Origin of the sequence: Brachybacterium sp. GCM10030268, assembly GCF_042666305.1 — a bacterium.
Lineage (GTDB): Bacteria > Actinomycetota > Actinomycetes > Actinomycetales > Dermabacteraceae > Brachybacterium.
In genome coordinates this window covers 297288-320130 of record NZ_JBHTCW010000002.1, presented here as the reverse complement: position 1 = coordinate 320130, position 22843 = coordinate 297288, and the positions used below count along the sequence as shown (strand labels likewise).

Below are 22843 nucleotides of genomic sequence, written 5' to 3'. Positions count from 1 at the left end.
GGGGGGCCGCGCGGGAGGGGGGCCGCGCGGGAAGGAGGGGGACTACTCCGACTCGCGTCGCCGCCGCAGGAACTGCTCGAACTCCTTCGCGATGGCGTCGCCGCTGGCCTCGGGCAGCCCGGCCGCGTCCTGCGCCTGCTCCAGTCGCCGCACGTACTCCGCGACGTCCTCGTCGGTGCGGGCCAGCTCGTCGACACCGCGCTCCCACGCCTCCGCGTCCTCGATCAGCTCCTCGATCGGGATCGGCGCGCTGACGCGCTCCTGGACCTCCCGCAGCAGACCCAGCACCGCCTTCGGCGAGGGGTTCTGCGAGACGTAGTGGGGCACCTGCACCCAGATGCTGGTGGTGCGGAGACCGGCGGAGGCGGCGCGCCGCGCCAGGATCGTCGGCACCCCGACCGGACCGGAGTACAGCTCCGAGTCCTCGACCGGCTCGGCGGACCCGGGCTCGACCGCAGAGGAGACCGGCAGCGGGCGCGAGTGCGGCGAGTCCGCCAGCAGCGCGCCCAGCGAGATGACGGAGCTCACGTCGAGGATCTGCATCTGCTCGAGCACCTCGTCACAGAAGCGCTTCCAGTGCAGGGACGGCTCCGGGCCCAGGACGGTGACGATCTCCGGTCCCCGCGGGGGCTGGAGGATGCGCAGCTCGGTGTCGGGCCAGTCGATCACGCGCAGGCCCGCCTCCGTCGTGCGGATCTCGGGCCGGTTGACCTGGAAGTCGATGTACTCCTCGGCATCGACCGCTCCGGCAGGACGCGACGGCCACACCTCGAGCAGGTGCTCGATCACCCCCGTGGCGGCCTCTCCCGCGTCGTTCCATCCGCTGAAAGCCGTGATGGCGATTCGACTCATCGCTCCATCATAGGCTCCGCCGACGGGACGGAGCCGGGGTGCAGGCGCAGCGGATATCCTCGCCCTGTCCTGGGGAGCCGCCGTCCCCGGCCCGAAGGAGACGGATGATGAAGAGCCCCACGCTGCGCCTCGGCCCGCTGCCGCCGATCCGTGTCAGCCCGGGCACGCTCGTCACCGTGCTGATCCTCGCCGTGATCATCCACCCCGGGCTCGCCCGGGGCGGCACGACGGATCCCTTGACGCCCATCCTGCTGTCCCTGGGCATAGCCCTGTTCATGATCGTCTCCGTGCTGGTGCACGAATCCGCGCACGCCCTCAGCGCCCGGGCGTTCGGCGCCACGGTCGACCACATCGCCCTGACCCTGTGGGGCGGGCACACCCAGTACCGCGGGGAGGCGCTGGGAGCGCTGCCCTCGCTGGTGATCTCCCTGTCCGGCCCGATCAGCAACGGGGTGCTCGCAGCCCTCACCGCCGGCGCCGCGTCCCTGTCCGAGCCCGGCTCGTCCGCCGCGGTGTTCTGGGGCCTGTCCTCGTGGCTGAACATCGCCCTCGCCCTGTTCAATCTGCTCCCCGGGCTGCCGATGGACGGCGGCCGCGCCCTGGAGTCCCTGCTGTCCGGCGTGCTGCGCAACCCGCTGCTGGGAACCCGCATCACCGCCTGGATCGGTCGCGGCATCGCGGTGCTGGTGGTCGTGTTTCCCCTGGTGCGGATCGTGCGGGCCGACGGGGCGGGAACACTCTCGCTGCTGACCGTGCTGTGGGCCGTCCTGATCGCGGGCATGCTGTGGCAGGGCGCCTCCCGGGCACTGGAATCGGCGAACCTCAGCCACCGCGTCGACTCCCTCGACGCGGAGAGCCTCGCCCATCCGATGCGAATCGTCCCGCCGAGCCGGCCCCTGGCCGAGCTGGGCACCACCGGCGACCTCGACGACGTGCTCATCCTCGACCCCGCCCCGCCCGGGTCCGGGCACATCGGCAGCGCCTACCGCATCGATCCCGTCGCCGCCGCCGCGGTCCCGGCGGACCGGCGCGCAGCCACCCCGGTCAGCGCGGTCGCCGGATCCGTCGGCCCGATCGGCCGACTCGACGCCTCCCTGCGCGGCAACGCGCTGGTCTCGGTGATGCTCGCCCGCCCTATGCCCGGCTACCTCGTCACCGACGCCGAGGGGGCGGTGCACGGGGTGATCATGAGCGCCGACGTCAATGCGCTTCTGCGCGGTCGGTGAACATCGCCTCCCTTCCTCCCGTCCGTCTCACCGCACGTCATATGCTGGAACGCATGACTGATCAGCCGTCGCAGCCCGCAGCCCGGACCGGGGCGCAGGGCCCCGCGCCCCGCGCGCCCCGCCGCGGCCTGGACCGCACCGGCCCCTTCGATCTCGGCGACAAGGTCCAGCTCGCCGACTCCAAGAACCGGCTGCACACCATCACCCTGAAGCCCGGCGGCGAGTTCCACACCCACCGCGGCGTGCTGCGCCACGACCAGCTGATCGGCGCCGAGGACGGCGTGGTCGTCGAGGACAACCGGGGCACCAGATACCAGGCGCTGCGCCCGCTGTACGCCGACTACATGCTCTCCATGCCGCGCGGCGCCGCCATCATCTACCCCAAGGACGCCGCCCAGATCCTCATGTGGGGCGACATCTTCCCCGGCGCCCGCGTGCTGGAGGCCGGGGTGGGCTCCGGCGGCCTGACCACGGCGCTGCTGCGCGCCGTCGGCCCCGACGGCAGCCTGCACTCGATCGAGCGCCGCGAGGACTTCGCCGAGGTGGCCCGGGAGAACGTCGAGACCTTCTTCGGCGGCCCCAACCCGTCCTGGGATCTCACCGTCGGCGACTTCCAGGACGTCGCCCCGACGCTGGCGCCCGACGGGCCCGCCGTCGACCGCGTCGTCCTGGACATGCTCGCCCCCTGGGAATGCATCGAGGCCGCCGCGGAGGTGCTCGTCTCCGGGGGCGTGTTCCTCGCCTACGTCGCCACGGTCACCCAGCTCTCCCGCACCGCCGAGGCGCTGCGCGACCATGGGGAGTTCACCGAGCCCTTCGCCTGGGAGTCCTTCGTGCGTCCCTGGCACCTCGAGGGGCTCGCGGTGCGACCGGAGCACCGCATGAACGCCCATACCGGGTTCCTGCTCACCTCGCGCCGCACGGCCCACGGCACGTCGGCCCTGTCGCGCGTGACCCGCCCGGCTCCCGGCTCGCGGGTCGAGGAGGAGATGAACGATCCCGCCAACGACGGCTTCGGCGGCTCGGACAGCGAATGGGGCCCGCAGGATCTGGGGGAGCGCGGTGTCGCCCCGCGCAAGCTCAAGCGCGCCCTGCGCGACATCCGTCAGGGCCGGGACCGCTGAGCCGACCGGCGACGACAGGGAAGGAGAGGCCGCGACGATGAAGACCTACGCGGAGATGACGGCCGAGCTGGAGCAGCTGGCCGCCCACAACGACCGCCTCACCAGCGGGCTGCGAGCCGCCCGCGCCCAGATCGTCGAGCTCAAGGCCGACCTGGAGCGGGTGGGGGATCCGCCGAACTCCTACGCCACGTTCCTGCGCCGCACCGAGGGGACCACCATCGACGTGCTCCACAACGGCCGCCGGCTGCGCGTGGCCACGGCCGCGAGCCTGGACCTGGAGAGCCTGGAACCCGGCGCCGAGCTGCGACTGAACGAGTCGCTGGCAGCCGTGGAGGCGGTGGCCCCGAGCGATGCGGGCAACGTCGTGCCCGTCGTGGAGTCCCTGCCCGACACCCGCGTGATCGTGGCGGTCGCCCCCGACGACACCCGGGTGCTGCGCCGCGCCGGCGCCCTGGCCGAGGAGGCGCTGCACCCTGGTGACCACGTGCTGGTCGACCTGAAGGCGCAGCTGGTCATGGAGCGCATCGACCGCGCCGAGATCACTGACCTCGTCCTCGAGCAGGTCCCCGACGTCACCTTCGACCAGATCGGGGGGCTCGGCGGCCAGATCGAGGCCATCCGCGACGCCGTCGAGCTGCCGTTCCTCCAGCAGGACCTCTACCGCACCTACGGTCTGCGCCCGCCCCAGGGCGTGCTGCTGTACGGCCCGCCCGGCTGCGGCAAGACGATGATCGCCAAGGCCGTCGCCCACGAGCTCGTGCTGCGATCGGCCGAGGTGCGCGGCGTCAGCGTCGCCGAAGCCCTCGAGAACTCCGCGTTCCTCAACATCAAGGGCCCGGAGCTGCTGAACAAGTACGTCGGTGAATCCGAGCGCTCCATCCGCCTCGTCTTCGAGCGTGCTCGCGAGAAGGCCGCCGCCGACCACCCCGTGGTGATCTTCTTCGATGAGATGGAGGCCCTGTTCCGCACCCGCGGCTCCGGCCTCTCCAGCGACGTCGAGACCACGATCGTGCCGCAGCTGCTGGCTGAGATCGACGGCGTCGAGGACCTCGACAACGTCATCGTCATCGGCGCCTCCAACCGTGAGGACATGATCGATCCGGCGATCCTGCGCCCCGGCCGGCTGGACGTGAAGATCCGAGTGCGCCGTCCCGATCTCGAGGCGGGCCGCGAGATCCTGGGGCTCTATCTCGACGAGTCCGTCCCGATGCGGGAGGACCGCGACCAGCTGCTGGATGTGGCGGCCCAGGACATCTACGACGACGGCCCGGCCTCGGCGTTCGTGCGCCTGGAGTACTCCGACGGCTCCGAGGAGACCCTCCACTTCCGCGACTTCGTCTCCGGGGCGACGCTGCGCAACATCACCGACCGCGCCAAGAAGCTCGCGGTCAAGGACCAGCTGGCCAGCGGGTCGGTGGGACTGACCGCACAGCATCTGCGCGAGGCGATCACCGCCGAGTTCGTCGAGAACGAGGACATGCCCTCGGCGGCGCACCCCGAGGACTGGGCTCGCGTCTCCGGCACCCGCGGCAAGCAGGGCCGCCGGATCGAGGCAGTGGTCCCGCTGCAGGGACGCTCCCGCGCGGCCGAGGCGGAGGAGCCCCTGGTCGAGGAGGTGCGGGGATGAGCACTGACACGAGCGATCAGGCCGGCGGCCCGGCGGGCCTGGCGGATGTCACCGACCTCACCACCGAGCGCGTCATGGGGATCGAGACCGAGTTCGGTGTGCTCCACACCGATCCCGAGACCCGCTCGCGCGCCGGTGCCGGCAGCGCCGTCGGACTCTCGCACCTGGTCGTCGGCGCCTACGCCCTGCTGGACCCGCACGAGGGCGAGCGCGGATCCCGCGTACGCTGGGACTACGGCGATGAGACCCCGCTGCGCGACGCGCGCGGCTTCGACCTGCAGCGCGCCGCAGCCCACCCCACCCAGCTCACCGACGAGGTGCACGAGGCGCACCTGCCCAGCGCCCCGAGCCTGCCCAGCGTCGAGCTGGATGCCCCGGCCGCCGGCCCCGAGACCGCCCCGGACGGCGATGACGCCGAGGTGCTCAGCTGGGCGGCCCAGCGTTCGATCGGCAACGCCGTGCTGGCCAACGGCGCGCGCTGGTACGTCGACCACGCGCACCCGGAGTACTCCGCCCCCGAGGTCACCCGTGCCCGCGAGGCCGTGGTCGCCGACCGTGCTGGGGAGGAGATCGCTCGCCGCGCCATGGGAATCCTCGAGGCCGCCGACGGCATCCCGGGCGTCACCCTCTACAAGAACAACACCGACGGCAAGGGCGCGTCCTACGGCACGCACGAGAACTACCTCGTCGAGCGCGAGGTGCCGTTCGAACGCCTCACCGCCGCGATGCTCCCGTTCCTGAGCACCCGCCAGGTGCTCGTGGGCGCCGGTCGTGTGGGCCTCGGTCCCCGGGGCGAGCAGCCCGGCTACCAGATCTCCTCCCGCGCTGACTTCATGGAGGCCGAGGTGGGACTGGAGACCACCTTGAACCGGCCGATCGTGAACACGCGCGACGAGCCCCATGCGGACCCCTCGCGCTTCCGCCGCCTGCACGTGATCATCGGTGACGCGAACCTGCTGGAGGAGTCGACGTTCCTCAAGCTCGGCTCCACCTCCCTGGTGCTCGCCGCGCTGGAGGCCGAGCACCGCACCGGGCATGCGATCCTTCCCGATCTGCGCCTGGCCGACCCGGTCGCGGCCGTGCACACGATCAGCCACGACCCCACGCTGAGAGCGACCGTGCCCCTGACCGACGGGCGCGAGCTCACCGCCCTCCAGATTCAGCGCGCCCACCTCGAGGCGCTCGAGCCGCTGTGCGACCCGGGCGACGAGGAGACCGCGGCGGTACTGCGCACGTGGGGCGAGCTGCTGGACCTGCTCGAGCAGGATCCCGCGCTGGCCGCCGACCGCATCGAATGGGTCGCCAAGCTGCAGCTGCTCGAACGCTACCGCGCCCGGCACGGCCTGGAGTGGGGCGATCCGCGGTTGTCCCTGATCGACCTGCAGTTCAGCGACCTCCGTCCCAGCCGGGGCCTGTTCGCGAAGCTGCGCGCAGCCGGCGCCGTGGGCACGCTCGTGGCGCAGGAGGAGGTGGACGCGGCGATCACCACCCCGCCCGCGTCGACCCGCGCCCACCTGCGCGGCCGCCTCATCGCCGCCCATCGCGAGCACGTCCCCTCGGCCGGGTGGGACGCGATCACCCTGGCCGGGCCCGACGGCGGACACCGTCTGCGCCTGGCGGATCCGCGCCTCGGCTCCGCCTCCTGGTGCCAGGCCCACGGCATCGACCTCCGCGGGGGCGTCGAACAGATCCTCGACTCGCTGCGCCGAGCCGTCGGCGAGCACTGAGGATGATGCTCGGCCCCGACGCCGGCGTCTCCGCACGACGGCCGCGCTGACACCACGATTCCGCAGACCGACCACAGCCCCCGACCACCGAGGAGAATCCCGTGTCCCAGCAGTCACTGCATGCATCCGGTCCCGAGCCGGACGACGACAACGGCAGCACCGAGAGCGCCAGCGGCGGCCAGACCTATGCCTCGGCCCAGGCTGCGGACGACCTGCTCGACGAGATCGACTCCGTGCTGGAGTCCAACGCCGAGACCTTCGTGCGCTCCTTCGTCCAGAAGGGCGGCCAGTGACCCGATGAGGCGTCGAGTCGGAGGCCTGGAGACCGAGTTCGGGCTGGTGTGCGTGCACGCCGACGGCACCCGCGCGCTCGAGCCGGAGAACGCGGCCCGCGAGCTGTTCCGGCCCGTGGTCGCCATGGGCCGTTCCTCGAACGTCTTCCTGCCCAACGCCGCCCGTCTCTACCTCGACGTCGGCTCCCATCCGGAGTACGCCACGGCCGAATGCGACGACTGGTGGGAACTGGTCGCCCAGGACCGCGCCGGCGAACGCATCTTCGCCGACCTCGCCGAGCAGGCGGGGGAGCGCCTCGCCGCCGACGGCCAGGACGCTCGGATCCACCTGCTCAAGAACAACGTCGACTCCGAGGGCAATGCTTTCGGCTCCCACGAGAACTACCTCGTCGACCGCCGCGGCGAGTTCACGCGCCTGCCGCGGTACCTCCTGCCGTTCCTGGTCACCCGGCAGATCGTCACCGGCGCCGGGGGAGTGGTGCGTGACGAGGACGGGGCCCGCTTCGTCTTCTCCCGTCGCAGCGACCACATGTGGGAGGCGGTCTCGTCGGCCACCACCCGAACCCGTCCGATCATCAACACCCGCGACGAACCCCACGGCGACCCCACCAGGTACCGCCGCCTGCACGTCATCGTCGGCGACTCGACGATGAGCGAGGTCTCCACGCACCTGCGCTTCGCCACCACCGACCTGGTCCTGCGCGCCATCGAGTCGGGTCGGGCCCTGCCCGATCTGACCCTGGCCGACGACATCGCCACCATCCGCGCCGTCGCGCGCGACCTCACCGGGCAGGCGCCGATTCCCACGGCCGGCGGCGGGACCACCTCGGCGGTCGAGATCCAGCAGCGCTGGCTGGATCTGGCCGCCGAGGTCACCGAGGAGACCGAGGGCTCCGACAGCGCCGAGCGCGACGTGCTGGAGACCTGGCAGAGAGCGATCGACGCGGTGCGCACCGGGGACCGCAGCTGGGCCGCGACCCGTCTGGACTGGGCCATCAAGGAGCGCCTGTTCTCGCAGGTCGCCGAGCGCCGTGGGGTCGAGCTCTCGGATCCGGCGCTGGAACGGCTCGACCTGGCCTACCACGACATCTCGCCGGGCCAGGGCCTCTTCGCCAGTCTCCAGGCCCGCGGGCTCGCTCCGGCGGTCCTCTCCGAGCAGCGCATCGAGGCCGCCCGCGAGGTCGCTCCCGCCACCACGCGGGCGCACCTGCGCGGGCAGGTGGTCACCGCCGCTCAGCAGCATGGCGTCGACCATGTCGTGGACTGGACCACGATGCGCCTGACCCGTCCCGGGTCCATGCCGGTACAGGTCCTCGACCCGTTCGCGACCGAGCTCCCCGCGGTCGACGAGCTCCTGGCCGAGATCCGCCGGTCCGGGACCGGATCGGCGAGCGATGATCCGCCGCCCGCCTGAGAATCCGGGGCCGCGCGCCCCGTACCCTGGTGCACGTGCCCCGCTCGGGGCTCCCGATCCGAAAGGCCTGCTCTTGATCCGCCGCCGCACCTTGTTGACCTCCGCTCTCGCTGCGACCACGGTTGCCGGCGTGGCCGCCTGCTCCGACGACGGCGCTGATGCCGAGAACACCGCGGCGGCCTCCGACGGCGGCGGCGACCCGGCCCTGTCCGCCGTGACGGTCAGCGACGACCTCGAGGCGGAGCCCACGATCGAGTTCACCCCGCCGGTGCAGATCACCGCGCCCGATTCGGCTCTGATCACCCCCGGGGACGGCGAGACGATCGCCGAGGGCGACACCATCATCTGGCGCAGCGTCTATTCGGACGCGAGCACCGGCGACGTGCTCGAATCCTGGTGGCAGGGCGCCCCGGCCAATGGCGTGCAGGTCACCGCGGAGACGCTCGGTGACGAGGCGTTCGCGTTCCTCACCACGGTCCCGATCGGCTCGCGCGTCGCGATGGCCGGCTGGCAGACCACGACGTCCGGGCAGTCCTACGCGCTCATCCAGGCCTCCGACATCGACCGTGTCGTCTCGCCGCTGCGCGCCGACGGCGAGGCGCAGGAGCCCTCCGGAACCTTCCCGGCCGTCAGCCTCGACGAGAACGGCGCACCCTCCCTGGAGTCCGCGCCCGAGGGCGAGGCACCCACCGAGACCGTCCGCGAGACCCTCATCCAGGGCGCCGGGGACGCCACCCGCGAGGGCGACTACCTGACCATGCACTACACGGGATGGAACTGGGACTCCGGTGAGCAGTTCGACTCCTCGTGGGAGCGTGGGGCGCCGTTCGGTTTCCCGCAGGGCATGCAGAAGGTGATCCCCGGCTGGGACGAGAACCTGCTGGACCTTCCCGTCGGATCCCAGGTGATGCTGGTGGTCCCCCCGGCCGAGGCCTACGGTGAGGAGGGCGAGTCCGAGCACGAGCTCGCCGGGCAGACCCTCCTGTTCGTCATCGACGTGCTCGATGCCGCGCACAAGGCAGACTGACCCCACGACACCGACACCGTCCCGGCGGAGGCGGCCGCACGACGGCCCCTTCCGCACATCCCAGGAGGACCCATGGATCGCAGCAAGCCCGAGATCGAGCACCCCGAAGGCCCCGCGCCCACCGAGCTGGTCAGCAGTGAACTGATCGTCGGGGACGGCGAGCAGGCCGCCCGCGGCGACGTCGTCGACGTGCACTATGTGGGCGTCTCCCACTCCACCGGCGAGCAGTTCGACGCCTCCTGGGATCGTGGCGAGCCGCTGCGCTTCCAGCTCGGCGTCGGCCAGGTCATCACCGGCTGGGACCAGGGCGTCCAGGGCATGAAGGTCGGCGGGCGCCGCCGCCTCGAGATCCCCGCCTCGCTCGCCTACGGCGACATGGGCGCACCGCCCGTGATCGCCCCCGGCGAGTCCCTGATCTTCGTGTGCGACCTGGTGGCGGTGCACAAGCGCTGAACACGTCCGCCACGCCGGCGGCGGTGGGACCGCTCGGGGAGCAGGAGAGCCTCTTCACAGCCCCCGTCGCCCCCGAACCTCCCGCCCCGGAACGCGGATCGGCGCCCCGGGACGGGACGCTGCGCACCACCGCAGGCTTCGACGTCGTCGACGAGCTTCCCGTGGCCAGCGTGCGCCTGGTGGGCGTGCTGCCGCATCTGGACCGTCCCTTCGAGTACGCCGTCACCCCCGATACCGCCGCAGCCGGGCCCGGTATGCGGGTACGGGTGCGCTTCTCGGGCAAGGACACCGAAGGCATCGTGCTGGGGCGGCACGCCGAGGCGTCGACCGACCGCCCCCTGGCGCCCCTGCGCCGCCTGGTCTCCGAGGACGTCGTGGTCCCGCCGGCCATGATGCGGGTCTGCGAGGAGGTCGCCCAGCGCTGCGCGGGCACGGTGGGGGATGTGCTGCGCCTGGCCCTCCCGCCGCGCCATGCCCGCGCGGAGAAGGCGGACCGCGCCGCGGAGGACAAGGCGGTCCAGCAGGAGCAGGCCTCCGAGGACGCCCACACCGAGGCCTCCGATCGCGAGGACGCCGACGGAGAGGATGCCGGCCACGGCGCCGCCGGCGATGAGGCTGCCGGCCAGGACGTCGGCGACGACGCGGACACGGGGGCTCCCGCGCCGCGCCCGGGCGATCGCTACCCCGGCCTGGCCGCTCTGATCTCCCGCGCCGGGCAGCCGACCGGCCCGGTGCCACGTGCCACCATCACCCTCGACGCCGCCGATCCCTGGACCGTCGTGGCGGCCGACGCCATCGCCGACCTCGGGCCCGATCAGGGAGCCCTCGTCATCGCCCCGGACCAGCGGGACATCGCCCGGCTCAGCCGGGTCCTGGCGGACAGGGGCATCGAGCACGAGATCCTGGCGGGCACCGAGGGCCCCGAGAAGCGCTACCGCACGTTCCGCCGGATCCTCCGGGGCGCCACCCGCGTGGTCCTGGGAAACCGCTCCGCCGCCTTCGCACCGGTGGCGAACCTCGCCCTGGCGATCTGCTGGGACGAGGCCGACGACCTGCTCGAGGAGCCCCGCGCCCCGTATCCCCACGTCCGCACCGTCCTGCAGTGCCGGTCCGCGGAGCAGCGCTGCGCCCTGCTCTTCCTGGCGGCCAGCGACTCGGTCCCGTTGCAGGCACTCGCGGAGGCGGGCTACCTGGCCCGGCTCGAGCCGCTCCCGGCGCCCGTGACCGCCGTGCGCCCGCACATCGTCGCCATGGACCAGTACCTCCGCGAACGGGAGGGCCCCTCCGGGCGCTCCCGGCTGCCCCAGGAGGCGATGCGCGTGATCCGGCGCGGACTGGAGCGCGGCCCGGTGCTCGTCCAGGTCCCGCGCAGCGGATACGTACCGGCCATCGCCTGCACCTTCTGCGGCACCCGTGCCCACTGCCCGAACTGCGCCGCCCCGCTGTCGGTCACCGGACGCAGCGGCCCGCTGCACTGCCGGGTGTGCGGGCGCCGCGAGGACGGGTATCGCTGCCCCGAATGCGACCGCACCCAGGTGCGTGCCATGGTCATCGGTTCCACCCGCACCGCCGAGGAGCTCCACCGCGGCTTTCCCGACGTCCCGCTGAAAGTCGCCGGCGGCGCCCATGGTGCGCTCGAGGACGAGAACGTCCCTGAGCACGGGATCGTGGTCGCCACCCCGGGCGCCGAGCCCGCACCCCCGGGTCGCTTTGCCGCCGCACTGCTCCTGGACGCCGACGCCATGCTCGCCCGCGCCGCCTTCGATGCCGACGTCGAGGCCGTGCGCCGCTGGCGCAACGCCATCGCACTGGTGCGCACCGCGGACGAGGGCGGGCACGTGCTGGTCGTCGGCACCGCCACACTGCCTGCGATCCGTGACCTGGTCGCCCATCGCTCGCGGGTGTTCCTCGACCGCGTCCTCGCCGACCGCCGGGAACTGGACCTGCCTCCGTTCAGCAGGGTCGCCGAGATCGTCGGTGACAAGGACGCCTGCCGCAACTACCTGGAGACCACGGATCTGCCGGACGGCACCGACGTGTTCGGCCCCGTCGACCTCGAGGAGCCGGAGTCGGCAGGCCGTGCCCGGGCCGTGGTGCGTCTGGACCCGCGCCGCTCCCGTGAGCTCGCCGATGCGCTGCGAGCGGGCGTGGCCGCGCGCTCGGCCCGCAAGGCTCGCGGGTCGCTGCGGGTGCGCCTGGATCCGCCCGACGTGTTCTGACCCCGAGGCGCGGTCCCGTCGGCGTCGCGACCGTGCCTCGGGGCGGTGCCCGCACCGGCCTGCTCGCCTCCGCCGCCGACGTCCCGTAGTGTGATCGGTCGCACCGAAGAGATCGCGACGAGGCGACGGAGGGCACAGATCATGCGCGAGGGACCGACGACGTCCAGCACTCCTGAGGGGCCCGAGGGACAGGACGCACGTGCCGGAGGGGACCGACGCGTCGAGAGCGGCACTCCCGAGAGACGCGACAGGCCCGGAGGGCGCGACGACCTCGTCGAGACCGAGCACGCCGAAGGGGACGGGAACCGGGACGATCTCTCCGAGGGGGAGCGGGCGCCGGCCGCGCCGGGCCGCACCGTTCTGGTCCGGCGCCTCGGTCTCGCCGTCGGGCTCGTGGCCGCCGTGGTCATCTACCTGATCATGCCGGCCGAGGCACCCCACGCCGCCCGGCTCACGGCCGCCACCGCCGTCCTGATGGCCGTGTGGTGGATGACGGAGGCGCTGCCGATCCCGGCGACGGCCCTGGTGCCGGTGGTGGTCTTCCCCGTCCTCAACACCGACGTCGGCTTCGACGACGTCGGCGGCTCCTACGGGAACAACATCGTCTTCCTGTTCATGGGCGGCTTCATGCTGGCGCTGGCCATGCAGCGCTGGAACCTGCACAGACGTATCGCCCTCGCGATCGTCGCCGCCATCGGCACCAGCCCGTCGCTGCTCATCCTCGGCTTCATGGTCGCGACCGGATTCATCTCCATGTGGGTCTCCAACACGGCCACCGCGGTGATGATGCTGCCCATCGGGGTCTCGGTGCTGCTGCTGGTGAACAAGCTCCGCCTCGAGGACGCCGCGACCAAGGGCGAGGAGCCGGGTGAAGGCGTCGATCCCGACCCGTCGGCCGAGGGCACGGCCAGCAAGGCCGTCCGCTCCAACTTCGGGGCCGCGCTGATGCTCGGCATCGCCTACTCCGCCTCGATCGGTTCGCTGGCCACCATCATCGGCACCCCGCCCAATGCCCTGCTCGCCGCGCACATGAGCCAGGACTTCGACGTCACCATCGGCTTCGGCCGGTGGATGGTCGTGGGAGCTCCGCTGGCGCTGGTGTTCATGGCGATCGCGTGGGTACTGCTGACCAAGGTGATCTTCCGTCCCGAGATCACGGAGATCCCCGGCGGGGCGGAGCTGATCCGGGACGAGCGCCGCAAGCTCGGCAGCATCTCCTCGGGAGAGGTCCGTGTGCTGACCATCTTCGTGCTCGCAGCCCTCAGCTGGGTGTTCGTCCCCCTGATCTGGCGACTGGTGAGCGAGGGGGACCCGCCCATCAGCGACGCGGGCATCGCCATGCTCGTCGCCCTGCTGCTGTTCCTGCTCCCGGCCGGAGCGGCCCGCGGGGTGCGCCTGCTGGACTGGGAGGCGGCGGTGAAGCTCCCGTGGGGCGTGCTGCTGCTGTTCGGCGGCGGTCTCGCCCTCAGCGCCCAGTTCACCAGCTCCGGGCTGACGGACTGGATCGGCGAAGTCACCCAGCAGCTCGGCGGACTGCCCATGGTGCTGATCGTGGTGATCGCCGCCGCCGGCATCCTCTTCCTCACCGAGCTGACCTCGAACACCGCCACCGCCGCGACATTCCTGCCGGTGGCCACCGCGGTCGCCACCGGGATCGGCATCGACCCGATGCTGCTGGCGATCCCGGTGGCGCTGGCCGCCACCTCGGCCTTCATGCTGCCGGTGGCGACCCCGCCGAACGCGATCGCCTACGGCTCGGGATACGTGCAGATCCCGCAGATGGCCAAGGCGGGAGTATGGCTGAACCTGATCGGCATCGTGCTGATCACCGCGGCGACCATGACCCTCGCGGTCTGGGTGTTCGGGCTCGTCTACTGATCTCGCGCCGGTCTCGCGCCGGTCTCCGCAGCGGCCGGCTGCGGGCGCCGCGGCCCGTCGTCCCGGCCCTCGGGCCGCAGGGCTCCGGCGTCATCCGCCCTGCGTGCGCAGCACTCCCAGCGCCAGTGCGGCGGCGAGGATCACGCCGGCTCCCACGACCGCCACGGTGGCGGGCCACCCGAAGGCCTCGTAGACGTGGCCCGTGCTCCATCCCAGCACGCTGGAGCCCGAGTAGTAGGCGAGGTTGTACAGTCCCGTCGCCTGCGAGCGCGCCCCCTCGGCCCGGGCCCCTGCCCAGCCGCTCGCGATCGAGTGCGCCGCGAAGAAGGCGCCTGTCATCACCAGCAGGCCCACCAGCACCAGGAGCAGGGGCCCGGCGATGGTCAGCAGGAGCCCGAGCAGCATCACACCCATCGCCGCGAGCATGACCGGCAGCCGGCCGTACCGGGTGGCCAGACGCCCGGCGGCGGGGGAGGAGACGGTCCCGCCGAGGTAGGCGAGGAAGACCAACCCCACCACGCCCGCCGACACCCGGTACGGCGCCGCGGTGAGGTGGAAGGCGAGGTAGTTGTAGATCGCGACGAAGCCACCCATGAGCAGGAATGCGCACGCGAACAGGACGAGCTGGCCGGGATCGCGCAGCGTGCGGGTCAGGCGCGCCGCCCGGGGAGCCCACCGCCGGGAACCCGTCCCGGAGTCCGGCGGCACGAATCGCCGTTCCCGCGGGGCCGTGAGCACAAAGGCGGCGGCAGCGGCGGCCGAGAGCAGCGCGACGGCGCTCATCCCGGCCCTCCAGGTCAGCGCATCGGCGATCGGAGTGGCGACCACGCGTCCCAGCAGCCCGCCGACGGTGGTTCCCGCCACGAACCAGCCCGCCGCGATCGCCCGGGCCTGCTCGTCCACCTCCTCGGAGAGGTACGCCATGGCCAGCGCCGGGATACCGCCCAGAGCCGCGCCTTCCAGCAGCCGCAGCACCAGGACCAGCTCGTAGCTGGGTGCCCACGCCGCGACCAGCGCCAGCGTCGTGGCCGCGGACACCGCGAGGACCATCGCCCGCAGCCTCCCGATCCGGTCTCCCGCGAAGGACCAGGGCACCACGGCCAGAGCGAGGCCGCCGGTCGCGGCCGAGACCGTCAGCGCCGCCTGTTCGGGGCCGACGCCGAGATCCGCGGAGATCAGCTGCAGCATTCCCTGCGGGGAGTAGAGCTGGGCGAAGGTGGCGATGCCCGCGCACACCAGAGCCACGAGCATGCGCCGGTACGCGGGGCTGCCGACCGGGTGTCCGGGCCGGTGCTCGTCGAGCATCACACCACGCCCCTCACAGCAGATCCATCGGGCGGCGTCCCTCAGCGGACGACGCGGACCGGGTACGACACATGCCCACTCTAAGCAGGCGCCCGCCGAGGATGCGGGCCGCTCGTCCTGCTGGGTGCACCTGTCCGGGAGGCGCATCCAGCGCTGCCGGTCCGGGGACTCGGCCCCGTAGACTCGGGGCATCATGCGTCTGCTCTTCGCCGGCACCCCCGAGGCCGCCCTTCCCTCCCTGCGCACCCTGCTCGACTCGCACCACGACGTCGTCGGGGTACTCACCCGAGCCGACGCCCCCGCGGGGCGCGGCCGCAAGCTCACTCCCAGTCCTGTGAAGTCCCTCGCCCTCGAGGCCGGGGTACCGGTGCTGACCCCTGCGACGCTCCGCGACGAGGACACCCAGCAGCAGATCCGCGAGCTCGCGCCCGACGCCGCCCCGGTGGTGGCCTACGGGAACCTGGTCCCGCCGGCAGCACTGTCCATCCCTGCCCACGGCTGGCTGAACCTCCACTTCTCCCTGCTCCCGGCCTGGCGCGGCGCCGCCCCGGCCCAGCGTGCCGTTCTGGCCGGGCAGCGCGAGACCGGTATGAGCGTCTTCCGCCTCGAGCAGGGCCTCGATACCGGCGACGTCATCGCCACCGCGCGGACCTCGATCGGCGAGTACGAGACCTCGGGAGAGCTGCTGAACCGGATGGCCGAGGAGGGAGCCGATCTGCTGCTGTCCGCGCTGGATGCCCTCGAATCCGGCACCGCGACCCTCACCCCGCAGGACGACTCGCTGGCCACGCATGCCGCGAAGCTGACCACGGCCGAGGCCCGGATCGACTGGACCCGCCCGGCCGACGAGGTCAGTGCCCATATCCGCGGCATGAGCCCGCACCCGGGAGCCTGGACGGTCCTGGCCGGATCCCGCCTGAAGGTTCTCGGTCTGGAAGCGCCGCCCGAGCACCCGCCCGTGCCGCCGGGCCTGATCGAGACCACCCGCCGCCAGGTGCTCGTGGGCACCGGCACGGACGTCGTCGCCCTGGCGACGGTCGCTCCGGCAGGGAAGCGGCCGATGCGGGCAGCGGACTGGGCCCGCGGCGCGGCCCTCGGCGAGGGCGGCAGCGCCGTCTTCGCACACGATCTGGACGACGACGAGGAGCAGGCATGAACGACCAGCGCCGCAGACGGGGGGACGCCGGTCGCGACGACCGCAGCCGCAGCCGTGACGGTCGTGGCCGAGACGCTCGTGCCCGCGACAGCGGTGGCCGCGATGACCGGGCCCGCCGGGAGGAGGGGCGCGGGACGGCCCCCTCCGGCGGTCGCGACGCGAAGGGGCGGGAGCGCTCGGGTTCCCGCGGCCAGGGCGGCCCCCGCCGTGGCTGGTCCTCCTCACGGCCCTCCGAGCGCGGTCGCCGCGCCACCGGTTCTCGGCAGGTGGCCTACGAAGGGCTGCGCCTGGTCCGCGAGGAGGACTCGTACGCGAACCTCGTCCTTCCGCGCCTGCTGCGCAGCAATCGGCTCTCCGGTCGCGATGCCGCCTTCACCACCGAGCTCTTCTACGGCTCCCTGCGCGCCCAGGGTCGCCTGGACGCGATCCTCGCCGCCTGCATCGACCGCCCGCTGGACGACGTCGACCCTGCACTGCTGGACGTGCTGCGCCTGGGCGCCTATCAGCTGCTGGACATGACCGTCGCCCCGCATGCCGCCACCTCCGAGACCGTGGCACTGGCCCGCTCGGAGGTGGGCGCCGGCGCCGCGAGCTTCGTCAACGCGATCCTGCGCCGGGTGGGGGAGAAGCCCCTGGAGGAGTGGATCGCCGAGGTCGCTCCAGATCGCGAGCGTGACCTGACCGGTCATCTCGCCATGGTCCACTCCCACCCCCGTTGGGTGGTGCGGGCGCTCACCGACGCCCTCGCGGGCAACGGTCGCGACCGGTCCGAGATCGATGAGCTGCTGGCCGCCCAGAACGCCGCTCCAGCAGTGTCCCTGGTCATGCGCCCCGGCCTCATCGATCTCGACGAACTCATCGACCACGGCGCGAGCGCCGGCGAGCTCAGCATCTTCGCCGCCTCCTGGCCGTCGGGGGACCCCGGCGGCATCGACCCGGTCAAGCAGGGCCGGGTCGCCGTCCAGGACGAGGGCAGCCAGCTCGCAGCGCTCGCCCTCGCCCTCGGTGCGGACGATCTCGTCCGTGCGGACGACGTGCACTGGCTGGACCTGTGCGCGGGCCCCGGAGGGAAGACGGCCCTGCTGGGCGGGCTGACCATCGACCACGATGCCGACCTGCTCGCGGTCGAGGTCCAGCCCCACCGCACCGAACTCGTCGACCGCTCCATCGCGCCCCTGCAGGAGGCCGGCTGCGAGATCACCACCCGCACCGCCGACGGCACTGAGATCGGTGCGGAACTGCCCGGGCACTTCTCCCGGGTCCTGGTCGACGTGCCGTGCTCGGGTCTGGGCGCCCTGCGCCGCCGCCCCGAGTCCCGCTGGCGCCGCACGCCCGGGGACATCGGCCACCTCGGCGTGCTCCAGCGCGACCTGCTGACCTCCGCGCTGGACGCCACCGCGCCCGGAGGCGTCGTCGCCTACGTGACGTGCTCCCCGCACCTCGCCGAGACCCGACTCGTGGTCACCGACGTCCTGTCCCAACGTGAGGATGTCGAGCAGCTCGATGCCCGAGACGCCGTGCGCGCCGCGATCCAACCGGCCAAGGCCCACGAGGTGGACCTCGGGGAGGGGCCCGCCGTGCAGCTCTGGCCCCACGTGCACGGCACCGACGCCATGTACATCTCCCTGCTGCGCAAGCACCCGATCCCCCTCGCGGAAGGAACCTCGCCCTCATGAACTCCCCGTACTCGACCGATGGCCAGTACATCCACCCCAGCATCCTCAACGCGGACCTGATGAGCATCGGCACCGAGCTGGACAAGATCGCCAGCGCCGACAGCGTCCACGTGGACGTGATGGACAACCACTTCGTGCCCAACCTGACCTTCGGCCCCAGCGTCGTCGAGCAGATCGTGGGACGCAGCGACATCCCCGTGGACGCTCACCTGATGATCGAGGACGCCGACCGCCAGGCTCCCGCCTTCGCCGAGGCCGGCGCAGATTCGGTCACCTTCCATCTCGAGGCCGCCAAGGCGCCGATCAAGCTGGCCCGCGAACTGCGCCGCAAGAACACCGCCGTCGGCGTGGCGCTGCGCCCGGCCACCGCGGTGGAACCGCTGCTGGACGTCATCGGCGAGTTCGACATGCTGCTGATCATGACCGTCGAACCCGGATTCGGCGGGCAGAGCTTCCTGGAGACGATGCTGCCCAAGATCCGCCGCGCCCGCGGCGCGATCAGCGAGGCCAACCTCGAGGTGTCCATCCAGGTCGACGGCGGGGTCAGCCGCGAGACCATCGAACGATGCGCCGAGGCCGGAGCGAACGTGTTCGTCGCCGGCTCCGCGATCTACAAGGCCCAGGACGCCGCCGAGGAGATCACGGCCCTGCGGGAGCTGGCGCGAGGCCACGGGGGTCACTGAGGCCCGCACGCCGCTCACCGGGGCTCATGAAGTCCGGGACATAGGAGCCCGAGCGATCGGGGGCTCAGCCCCCGAATCGTCGGGGTCGACCGGTGCCCGCTGCCCCGGCGGGAGGGCGTTCGCCACACTCGGCCACGGGCCCGCCGGGTCACGACGCGAGGCGGCTAGCATTGTCCCGTCACGACCAGTGACGTGCTCCGGGGTCGGTGAAAGTCCGAGCCGGCGGTGACAGTCCGCGACCCGCTTCGGCGGTGGAGCCGGTGGAATTCCGGCACCGACAGTACAGCCTGGATGAGAGGCGCACGTCCTGCATGTCGCCGGCGCGCCCTGGCGCCTCCCGGCGGCCTGCCGGAACCCCTTTTCCCCCGGAGCCACTGCATCGGCGGAGAAAGGACCGGCATGGATCTTCTGCAGTGGCTCTTCGACGCGCGACTCGAGTTCGCGGGCGGGCAGTTCATCCTCTGGCGCGAGGTGCTCGGCAACCTCTTCGGCCTGCTCAGCGCGCTCGGTGGCATGCGCCGCAAGGTCTGGGCCTGGCCCATCGGCATCGCCGGCAACGCGCTGCTGCTGACGGTGTTCCTGGGCTCCCTGTTCGGCAGCGCCGGGACCGTGGATCTGCTCGGCCAGGCCGGCCGCCAGGTGATGTTCATCGCCACCAGCATCTACGGCTGGGTCCGCTGGCGGCAGGCTCGGCACGAGGGCGGCACCGCCGTCGAGCCCGAGTGGGCCTCCTGGCGGACCCGCATCCTCCTGCTCGTCGCCATGGTCGGCGGCACCGCCGGGCTCACCCCGATCTTTCGCGCCCTGGGCTCCTACGAGCCCGTCTGGGCCGACGCGTGGATCTTCGTGGGCAGCCTCCTGGCCACCTTCGGGATGGCCAAGGGCTGGGTCGAGTTCTGGCTGATCTGGGTGGCCGTCGACATCGTCGGCGTCCCCCTGCTGGTCAGTGCGGGCTACTACGCCAGCGCCCTGATGTACCTCTTCTACGGCGTGTTCACGCTGACGGGGTTCTTCGTCTGGTGGCGGGTGCGCAACCGGCGCGAGCACGACGAACGGGTCACCGTCGAGACCGCCCACCTGGATCCGACGGTCCGCCAGGAATGAGCGACCTCCCCGTCATGACGCGTAAGCTACGCCCCGTGAAGGATTTCGAGGCGTTGTTCGCCGAGCTCACCGAGAAGGCCCGCACCCGACCCGAGGGGTCGGGCACCGTCCGCGAACTGGACTCGGGGGTCCATGGGATCGGCAAGAAGATCGTCGAGGAAGCGGCCGAGGTATGGATGGCCTGCGAGCATGAGACCCATGACGACGCGGCCACGGAGATCAGCCAGCTGATCTACCACCTGCAGGTGATGATGGTCGCCAAGGGCATCACCCTCGAGGACGTCTACGGCCGGCTCTGATCCGAGATCCGACGGCGAGACCGTCGGGCCCGGCGGTCGCCGGGTCCCACGCAACTCGCCCGCACGTCAGCATCGCCCCTCTCCACCCCTGACCACCATCCGTCCCCGTTCCGTGCGCCGCCCCGCGGCGGCGAAGGAGTATCCGTGCTGCGCATCGCTGTTCCCAACAAGGGCGCCCTGTCAGAGCCCGCCGCTGATCTGCTGCAGGAGGCCGGCTACCGCCGCCGCGGCATGGCCAAGGAGCTCGTCGTCCTCGACGAGGACAACGACGTCGAGCTGTTCCATCTGCGCCCCCGGGACATCGCGGTCTACGTCGGCTCCGGCACCGTGGACGTCGGCATCACCGGCCAGGACATGCTGCTGGATTCCCGCACTCCCGCGCAGGAGATCCTGCCGCTCGGCTTCGCCGGCTCCACGTTCCGCTTCGCGGCCCCGATCGGGACGCGCGAGGACGTGGCGAGCCTGGAGGGCGCCCGGATCGCCACCAGCTACGAGAACCTCGTCGGCGACTACCTGGCCGAACGGGGCATCAACGCCGAGGTGGTCCACCTCGACGGAGCCGTCGAGTCCTCGATCCGTCTGGGCGTGGCCGATGTGATCGCCGACGTCGTCGAGACCGGCACGACGCTGCGTCAGGCAGGGCTCGAACCCTTCGGAGAACCGATCATGACCAGTCAGGCGGTCCTGTTCTCCCGGCCCGGGATGGAGCTGGAGGAGACCGCGGCCCACTCCCTCGAGGTCCTCGAGCGCCGCATCCGCGGAGTGCTGGTGGCCCGAGAGCACGTGATGCTGGACTACGACATCCCCACCGCCCTGATGGAGCAGGCCGTACAGATCACCCCCGGCTTCCAATCGCCGACGGTCTCCCCGCTGCACGGGGGAGAGTGGCACGCCGTGCGGGCGATGGTCGAGCGCAAGGCCGCCCACCGGATGATGGACGACCTCTACGACGTCGGCGCCCGGGCGATCCTGGTCACGGCGATCCAGGCCTGCCGTATCTGAGAACCATGGATCCGAGGGAGCCGGAGCATCCCATCGGCCGGGAGCCGGCGACCGTCGTGATCCGGCCGCGGATGGTGCGTATCGCCGGGTACATCACGGGAGTGGTCGTGCTCGGCGGGACAGTGGCAGGTGCGGTCGTCATCCCCGGTCTCCTGCTCGGTGGCCGCCTCGGCCTGGTGGCCGTGGGCGTGCTGATCCTCCTCTTCTGCCACCTCGAGGCGTCGGTGCGGCTGATCGCCGGGCCGGACTCCCTCGAGGTGCGCAACGTCTTCCGGGCACGCACGCTGGACTGGGCCGAGATCCTCGCCATCAGGTTCCCGGTGGGGGATCCGTGGGCGCACCTCGATCTGGCCGACGGCACGACTCTGGCGCTGAACGCGATCCAGCGCTACGACGGTGAGCGCGGCATCGCGGCAGCCCGGCGGCTGCGCGACCTGGTGCGCGAACGTGGAGAGGCCCCCGACGTCGGCTGAGTGCGCCACGTCTGCGGAACCGGTCCGGGAGCCCCGGTCCGGCAGACCCCGGTTCGGAAGACCCCGGTTCGGACGGCCCCGGTGGGAGCGGCTCGGATTCCGGTGCCGTCCGCACAGCGTCCCGGCATCCGCTCCCTCGGGCTAGGGGATCAGCGAGGCGGCGCAGCGCCCTGCCATCGCCGCATAGCGGAAGGCCTCGGGGTCCTCGGCGAGCGAGCGGCCCATCGTCGACAGCCGCACCGGGACGTCCTCGAGAGCGTCCCGCAGACCTCGTGCATCGACCTCGGCGAGCTGGTGCTCGATGCCTCTGGCGCGAGCAGGCTCCATGATCGACGTTTTCACCTGTTCGCGAACCGACGCATGAAAACCGTTGTACTTGTGATACTTGCGCTCGAGCAGCGGCAGATGCACCGGGGTCAGCGTCGCCCGGCCGTACACGGTGGAGGAGTGGTGGGAGAGTCCCCGATGACGACGACGAGGGTCGGCTCCGGAGACCCGCAGCGTGGCGACGGGGGTGCCGCCCAGCACGGCGGTCGCGTGCAGCGCCTCGGCGGACTGGATCCCGGAGAAGCCCCACCCGGTGCCGGTACCGAGATTCCCGGGACCCTGGACCGCGATCACCACGTCGGCCGCGACCACGTGCCGCGCTCCGAGCAGCGCCGAATGCACCGTGACGGCCTCGAGGTCGCCCCCGAAGGACTGGCCCGTACTGATCACCGCCGCGAGCAGCCCGGCCTCGCGGAGCCTTGCCGCGGCGCGCGAGTACGCCGCCGGCAGGGCGGCCCCGTCGGTGTGGACGTACGCGATGCGCGCCGAGTGCCGCTGGGCACGGATTCCGGCGAGGATCGCGGGCAGGGACGAGTGCAGGTCCGCCACCACCACGGGCATGCCCTCGATGTCCTGCGCCGCCCGGATCGTCTCGTAGTGCTCGCTGTCCGGATCGTCGATCGCATCGACCATGGTCTGCGTCGGTGTGTACCGGGCCTTGATCATGTGCCCGGCCGGTTCCGCCGATGTCGGCAGCACGTCGAGGCGCGCCACCACCAGGGCATCTCCGCCGGTTCCGAGCTCACGACGGAGCGCATTGGTGTTCAGCAGTACGCGTTCTCCCCGCGCGGGAGTTCCGGTCAGCTCCGGATAGGCGATCGCCTCGACCGTCTCACCGCCTGCGGGCTCATCATCCTCGCCGTCGAGCTCGACGTGCAGCCGTTCGACCCCGTGCCAGGACGTTCGGACCCCGGTCACCGTTCCTCGTTCCCAACGCAGCATGGGCCCAGCTTAGGGCCGCGCGCGCCAGGGGACGGT

The 22843-nt window shown here is 72.1% G+C and carries 20 protein-coding genes and 1 riboswitch; of the genes, 17 read left to right on the top strand and 3 right to left on the bottom strand.

Annotated features, from left to right (window positions below; all coding sequences use genetic code 11):
• Positions 1 to 42: 42 nt before the first annotated feature.
• Complete coding sequence (locus ACFQRD_RS04440) at positions 43 to 852, bottom strand: PAC2 family protein (RefSeq protein ID WP_377016967.1); 810 nt, start codon at positions 850 to 852, stop codon at positions 43 to 45.
• 107 nt (positions 853 to 959) lie between these two features.
• On the opposite strand from ACFQRD_RS04440, the gene ACFQRD_RS04435 reads away from it, so the two are divergent.
• The 10 genes from ACFQRD_RS04435 (at position 960) to ACFQRD_RS04390 (ending at position 13840) form a co-directional block, all read left to right on the top strand.
• Entirely contained in the window at positions 960 to 2078 is a 1119-nt protein-coding gene (locus ACFQRD_RS04435; RefSeq protein ID WP_377016969.1) for a site-2 protease family protein, read from the top strand.
• Positions 2079 to 2131: 53 nt separating this feature from the next.
• Positions 2132 to 3202, top strand: a complete 1071-nt coding sequence (locus ACFQRD_RS04430; RefSeq protein ID WP_377793942.1) for a tRNA (adenine-N1)-methyltransferase — start codon at positions 2132 to 2134, stop codon at positions 3200 to 3202.
• Positions 3203 to 3239: 37 nt separating this feature from the next.
• A complete protein-coding gene (arc, locus tag ACFQRD_RS04425; protein ID WP_377016973.1) occupies positions 3240 to 4829 on the top strand; it encodes a proteasome ATPase in 1590 nt (529 codons plus the stop codon).
• Entirely contained in the window at positions 4826 to 6556 is a 1731-nt protein-coding gene (dop, locus tag ACFQRD_RS04420; protein WP_377016975.1) for a depupylase/deamidase Dop, read from the top strand. The genes arc and dop overlap by 4 nt, the downstream gene beginning before the upstream one ends.
• A gap of 101 nt (positions 6557 to 6657) precedes the next feature.
• Entirely contained in the window at positions 6658 to 6849 is a 192-nt protein-coding gene (locus ACFQRD_RS04415; protein WP_377016977.1) for a ubiquitin-like protein Pup, read from the top strand.
• A 4-nt stretch (positions 6850 to 6853) separates the two neighbouring features.
• Positions 6854 to 8263, top strand: coding sequence for a Pup--protein ligase (pafA, locus tag ACFQRD_RS04410; protein WP_377803516.1), 1410 nt, complete (start codon positions 6854 to 6856; stop codon positions 8261 to 8263).
• A gap of 130 nt (positions 8264 to 8393) precedes the next feature.
• Positions 8394 to 9290 carry an FKBP-type peptidyl-prolyl cis-trans isomerase gene (locus ACFQRD_RS04405; RefSeq protein ID WP_377016981.1) on the top strand — a complete coding sequence of 299 codons (897 nt, stop codon included), beginning with the start codon at positions 8394 to 8396 and terminating at the stop codon, positions 9288 to 9290.
• 72 nt (positions 9291 to 9362) lie between these two features.
• Positions 9363 to 9743, top strand: a complete 381-nt coding sequence (locus ACFQRD_RS04400) for an FKBP-type peptidyl-prolyl cis-trans isomerase (RefSeq protein ID WP_377016983.1) — start codon at positions 9363 to 9365, stop codon at positions 9741 to 9743.
• Positions 9744 to 9862: 119 nt separating this feature from the next.
• A complete protein-coding gene (locus ACFQRD_RS04395) occupies positions 9863 to 11962 on the top strand; it encodes a primosomal protein N' (protein WP_377017270.1) in 2100 nt (699 codons plus the stop codon).
• A 141-nt stretch (positions 11963 to 12103) separates the two neighbouring features.
• The gene (locus ACFQRD_RS04390) at positions 12104 to 13840 is read left to right on the top strand and encodes an SLC13 family permease (protein WP_377803515.1); all 1737 of its coding nucleotides are present in this window, start codon (positions 12104 to 12106) and stop codon (positions 13838 to 13840) included.
• 90 nt (positions 13841 to 13930) lie between these two features.
• On the opposite strand, the gene ACFQRD_RS04385 is transcribed toward ACFQRD_RS04390, so the two are convergent.
• Complete coding sequence (locus ACFQRD_RS04385; protein WP_377803514.1) at positions 13931 to 15145, bottom strand: MFS transporter; 1215 nt, start codon at positions 15143 to 15145, stop codon at positions 13931 to 13933.
• Between the two features lie 193 nt (positions 15146 to 15338).
• Between ACFQRD_RS04385 and fmt the strand changes: the two genes are divergently transcribed.
• The 7 genes from fmt (at position 15339) to ACFQRD_RS04350 (ending at position 21538) form a co-directional block, all read left to right on the top strand.
• Complete coding sequence (fmt, locus tag ACFQRD_RS04380; protein ID WP_377793938.1) at positions 15339 to 16301, top strand: methionyl-tRNA formyltransferase; 963 nt, start codon at positions 15339 to 15341, stop codon at positions 16299 to 16301.
• The gene (locus ACFQRD_RS04375) at positions 16298 to 17977 is read left to right on the top strand and encodes an RsmB/NOP family class I SAM-dependent RNA methyltransferase (RefSeq protein WP_377793937.1); all 1680 of its coding nucleotides are present in this window, start codon (positions 16298 to 16300) and stop codon (positions 17975 to 17977) included. The genes fmt and ACFQRD_RS04375 overlap by 4 nt, the downstream gene beginning before the upstream one ends.
• A complete protein-coding gene (gene rpe, locus ACFQRD_RS04370) occupies positions 17974 to 18660 on the top strand; it encodes a ribulose-phosphate 3-epimerase (RefSeq protein WP_377016993.1) in 687 nt (228 codons plus the stop codon). The genes ACFQRD_RS04375 and rpe overlap by 4 nt, the downstream gene beginning before the upstream one ends.
• 189 nt (positions 18661 to 18849) lie before the next feature.
• Positions 18850 to 18967: riboswitch (FMN riboswitch) on the top strand.
• Positions 18968 to 19059: 92 nt separating this feature from the next.
• Complete coding sequence (pnuC, locus tag ACFQRD_RS04365; RefSeq protein WP_377793936.1) at positions 19060 to 19764, top strand: nicotinamide riboside transporter PnuC; 705 nt, start codon at positions 19060 to 19062, stop codon at positions 19762 to 19764.
• Between the two features lie 35 nt (positions 19765 to 19799).
• The gene (locus tag ACFQRD_RS04360; RefSeq protein ID WP_377017272.1) at positions 19800 to 20063 is read left to right on the top strand and encodes a phosphoribosyl-ATP diphosphatase; all 264 of its coding nucleotides are present in this window, start codon (positions 19800 to 19802) and stop codon (positions 20061 to 20063) included.
• Positions 20064 to 20207: 144 nt separating this feature from the next.
• The gene (hisG, locus tag ACFQRD_RS04355) at positions 20208 to 21065 is read left to right on the top strand and encodes an ATP phosphoribosyltransferase (RefSeq protein WP_377016999.1); all 858 of its coding nucleotides are present in this window, start codon (positions 20208 to 20210) and stop codon (positions 21063 to 21065) included.
• Positions 21066 to 21070: 5 nt separating this feature from the next.
• The gene (locus ACFQRD_RS04350) at positions 21071 to 21538 is read left to right on the top strand and encodes a PH domain-containing protein (protein ID WP_377017001.1); all 468 of its coding nucleotides are present in this window, start codon (positions 21071 to 21073) and stop codon (positions 21536 to 21538) included.
• A gap of 141 nt (positions 21539 to 21679) precedes the next feature.
• Here the strand turns inward: ACFQRD_RS04350 and ACFQRD_RS04345 are convergent, their stop codons facing one another.
• The gene (locus ACFQRD_RS04345) at positions 21680 to 22807 is read right to left on the bottom strand and encodes a DUF3866 family protein (protein ID WP_377017002.1); all 1128 of its coding nucleotides are present in this window, start codon (positions 22805 to 22807) and stop codon (positions 21680 to 21682) included.
• Positions 22808 to 22843 lie beyond the last annotated feature (36 nt).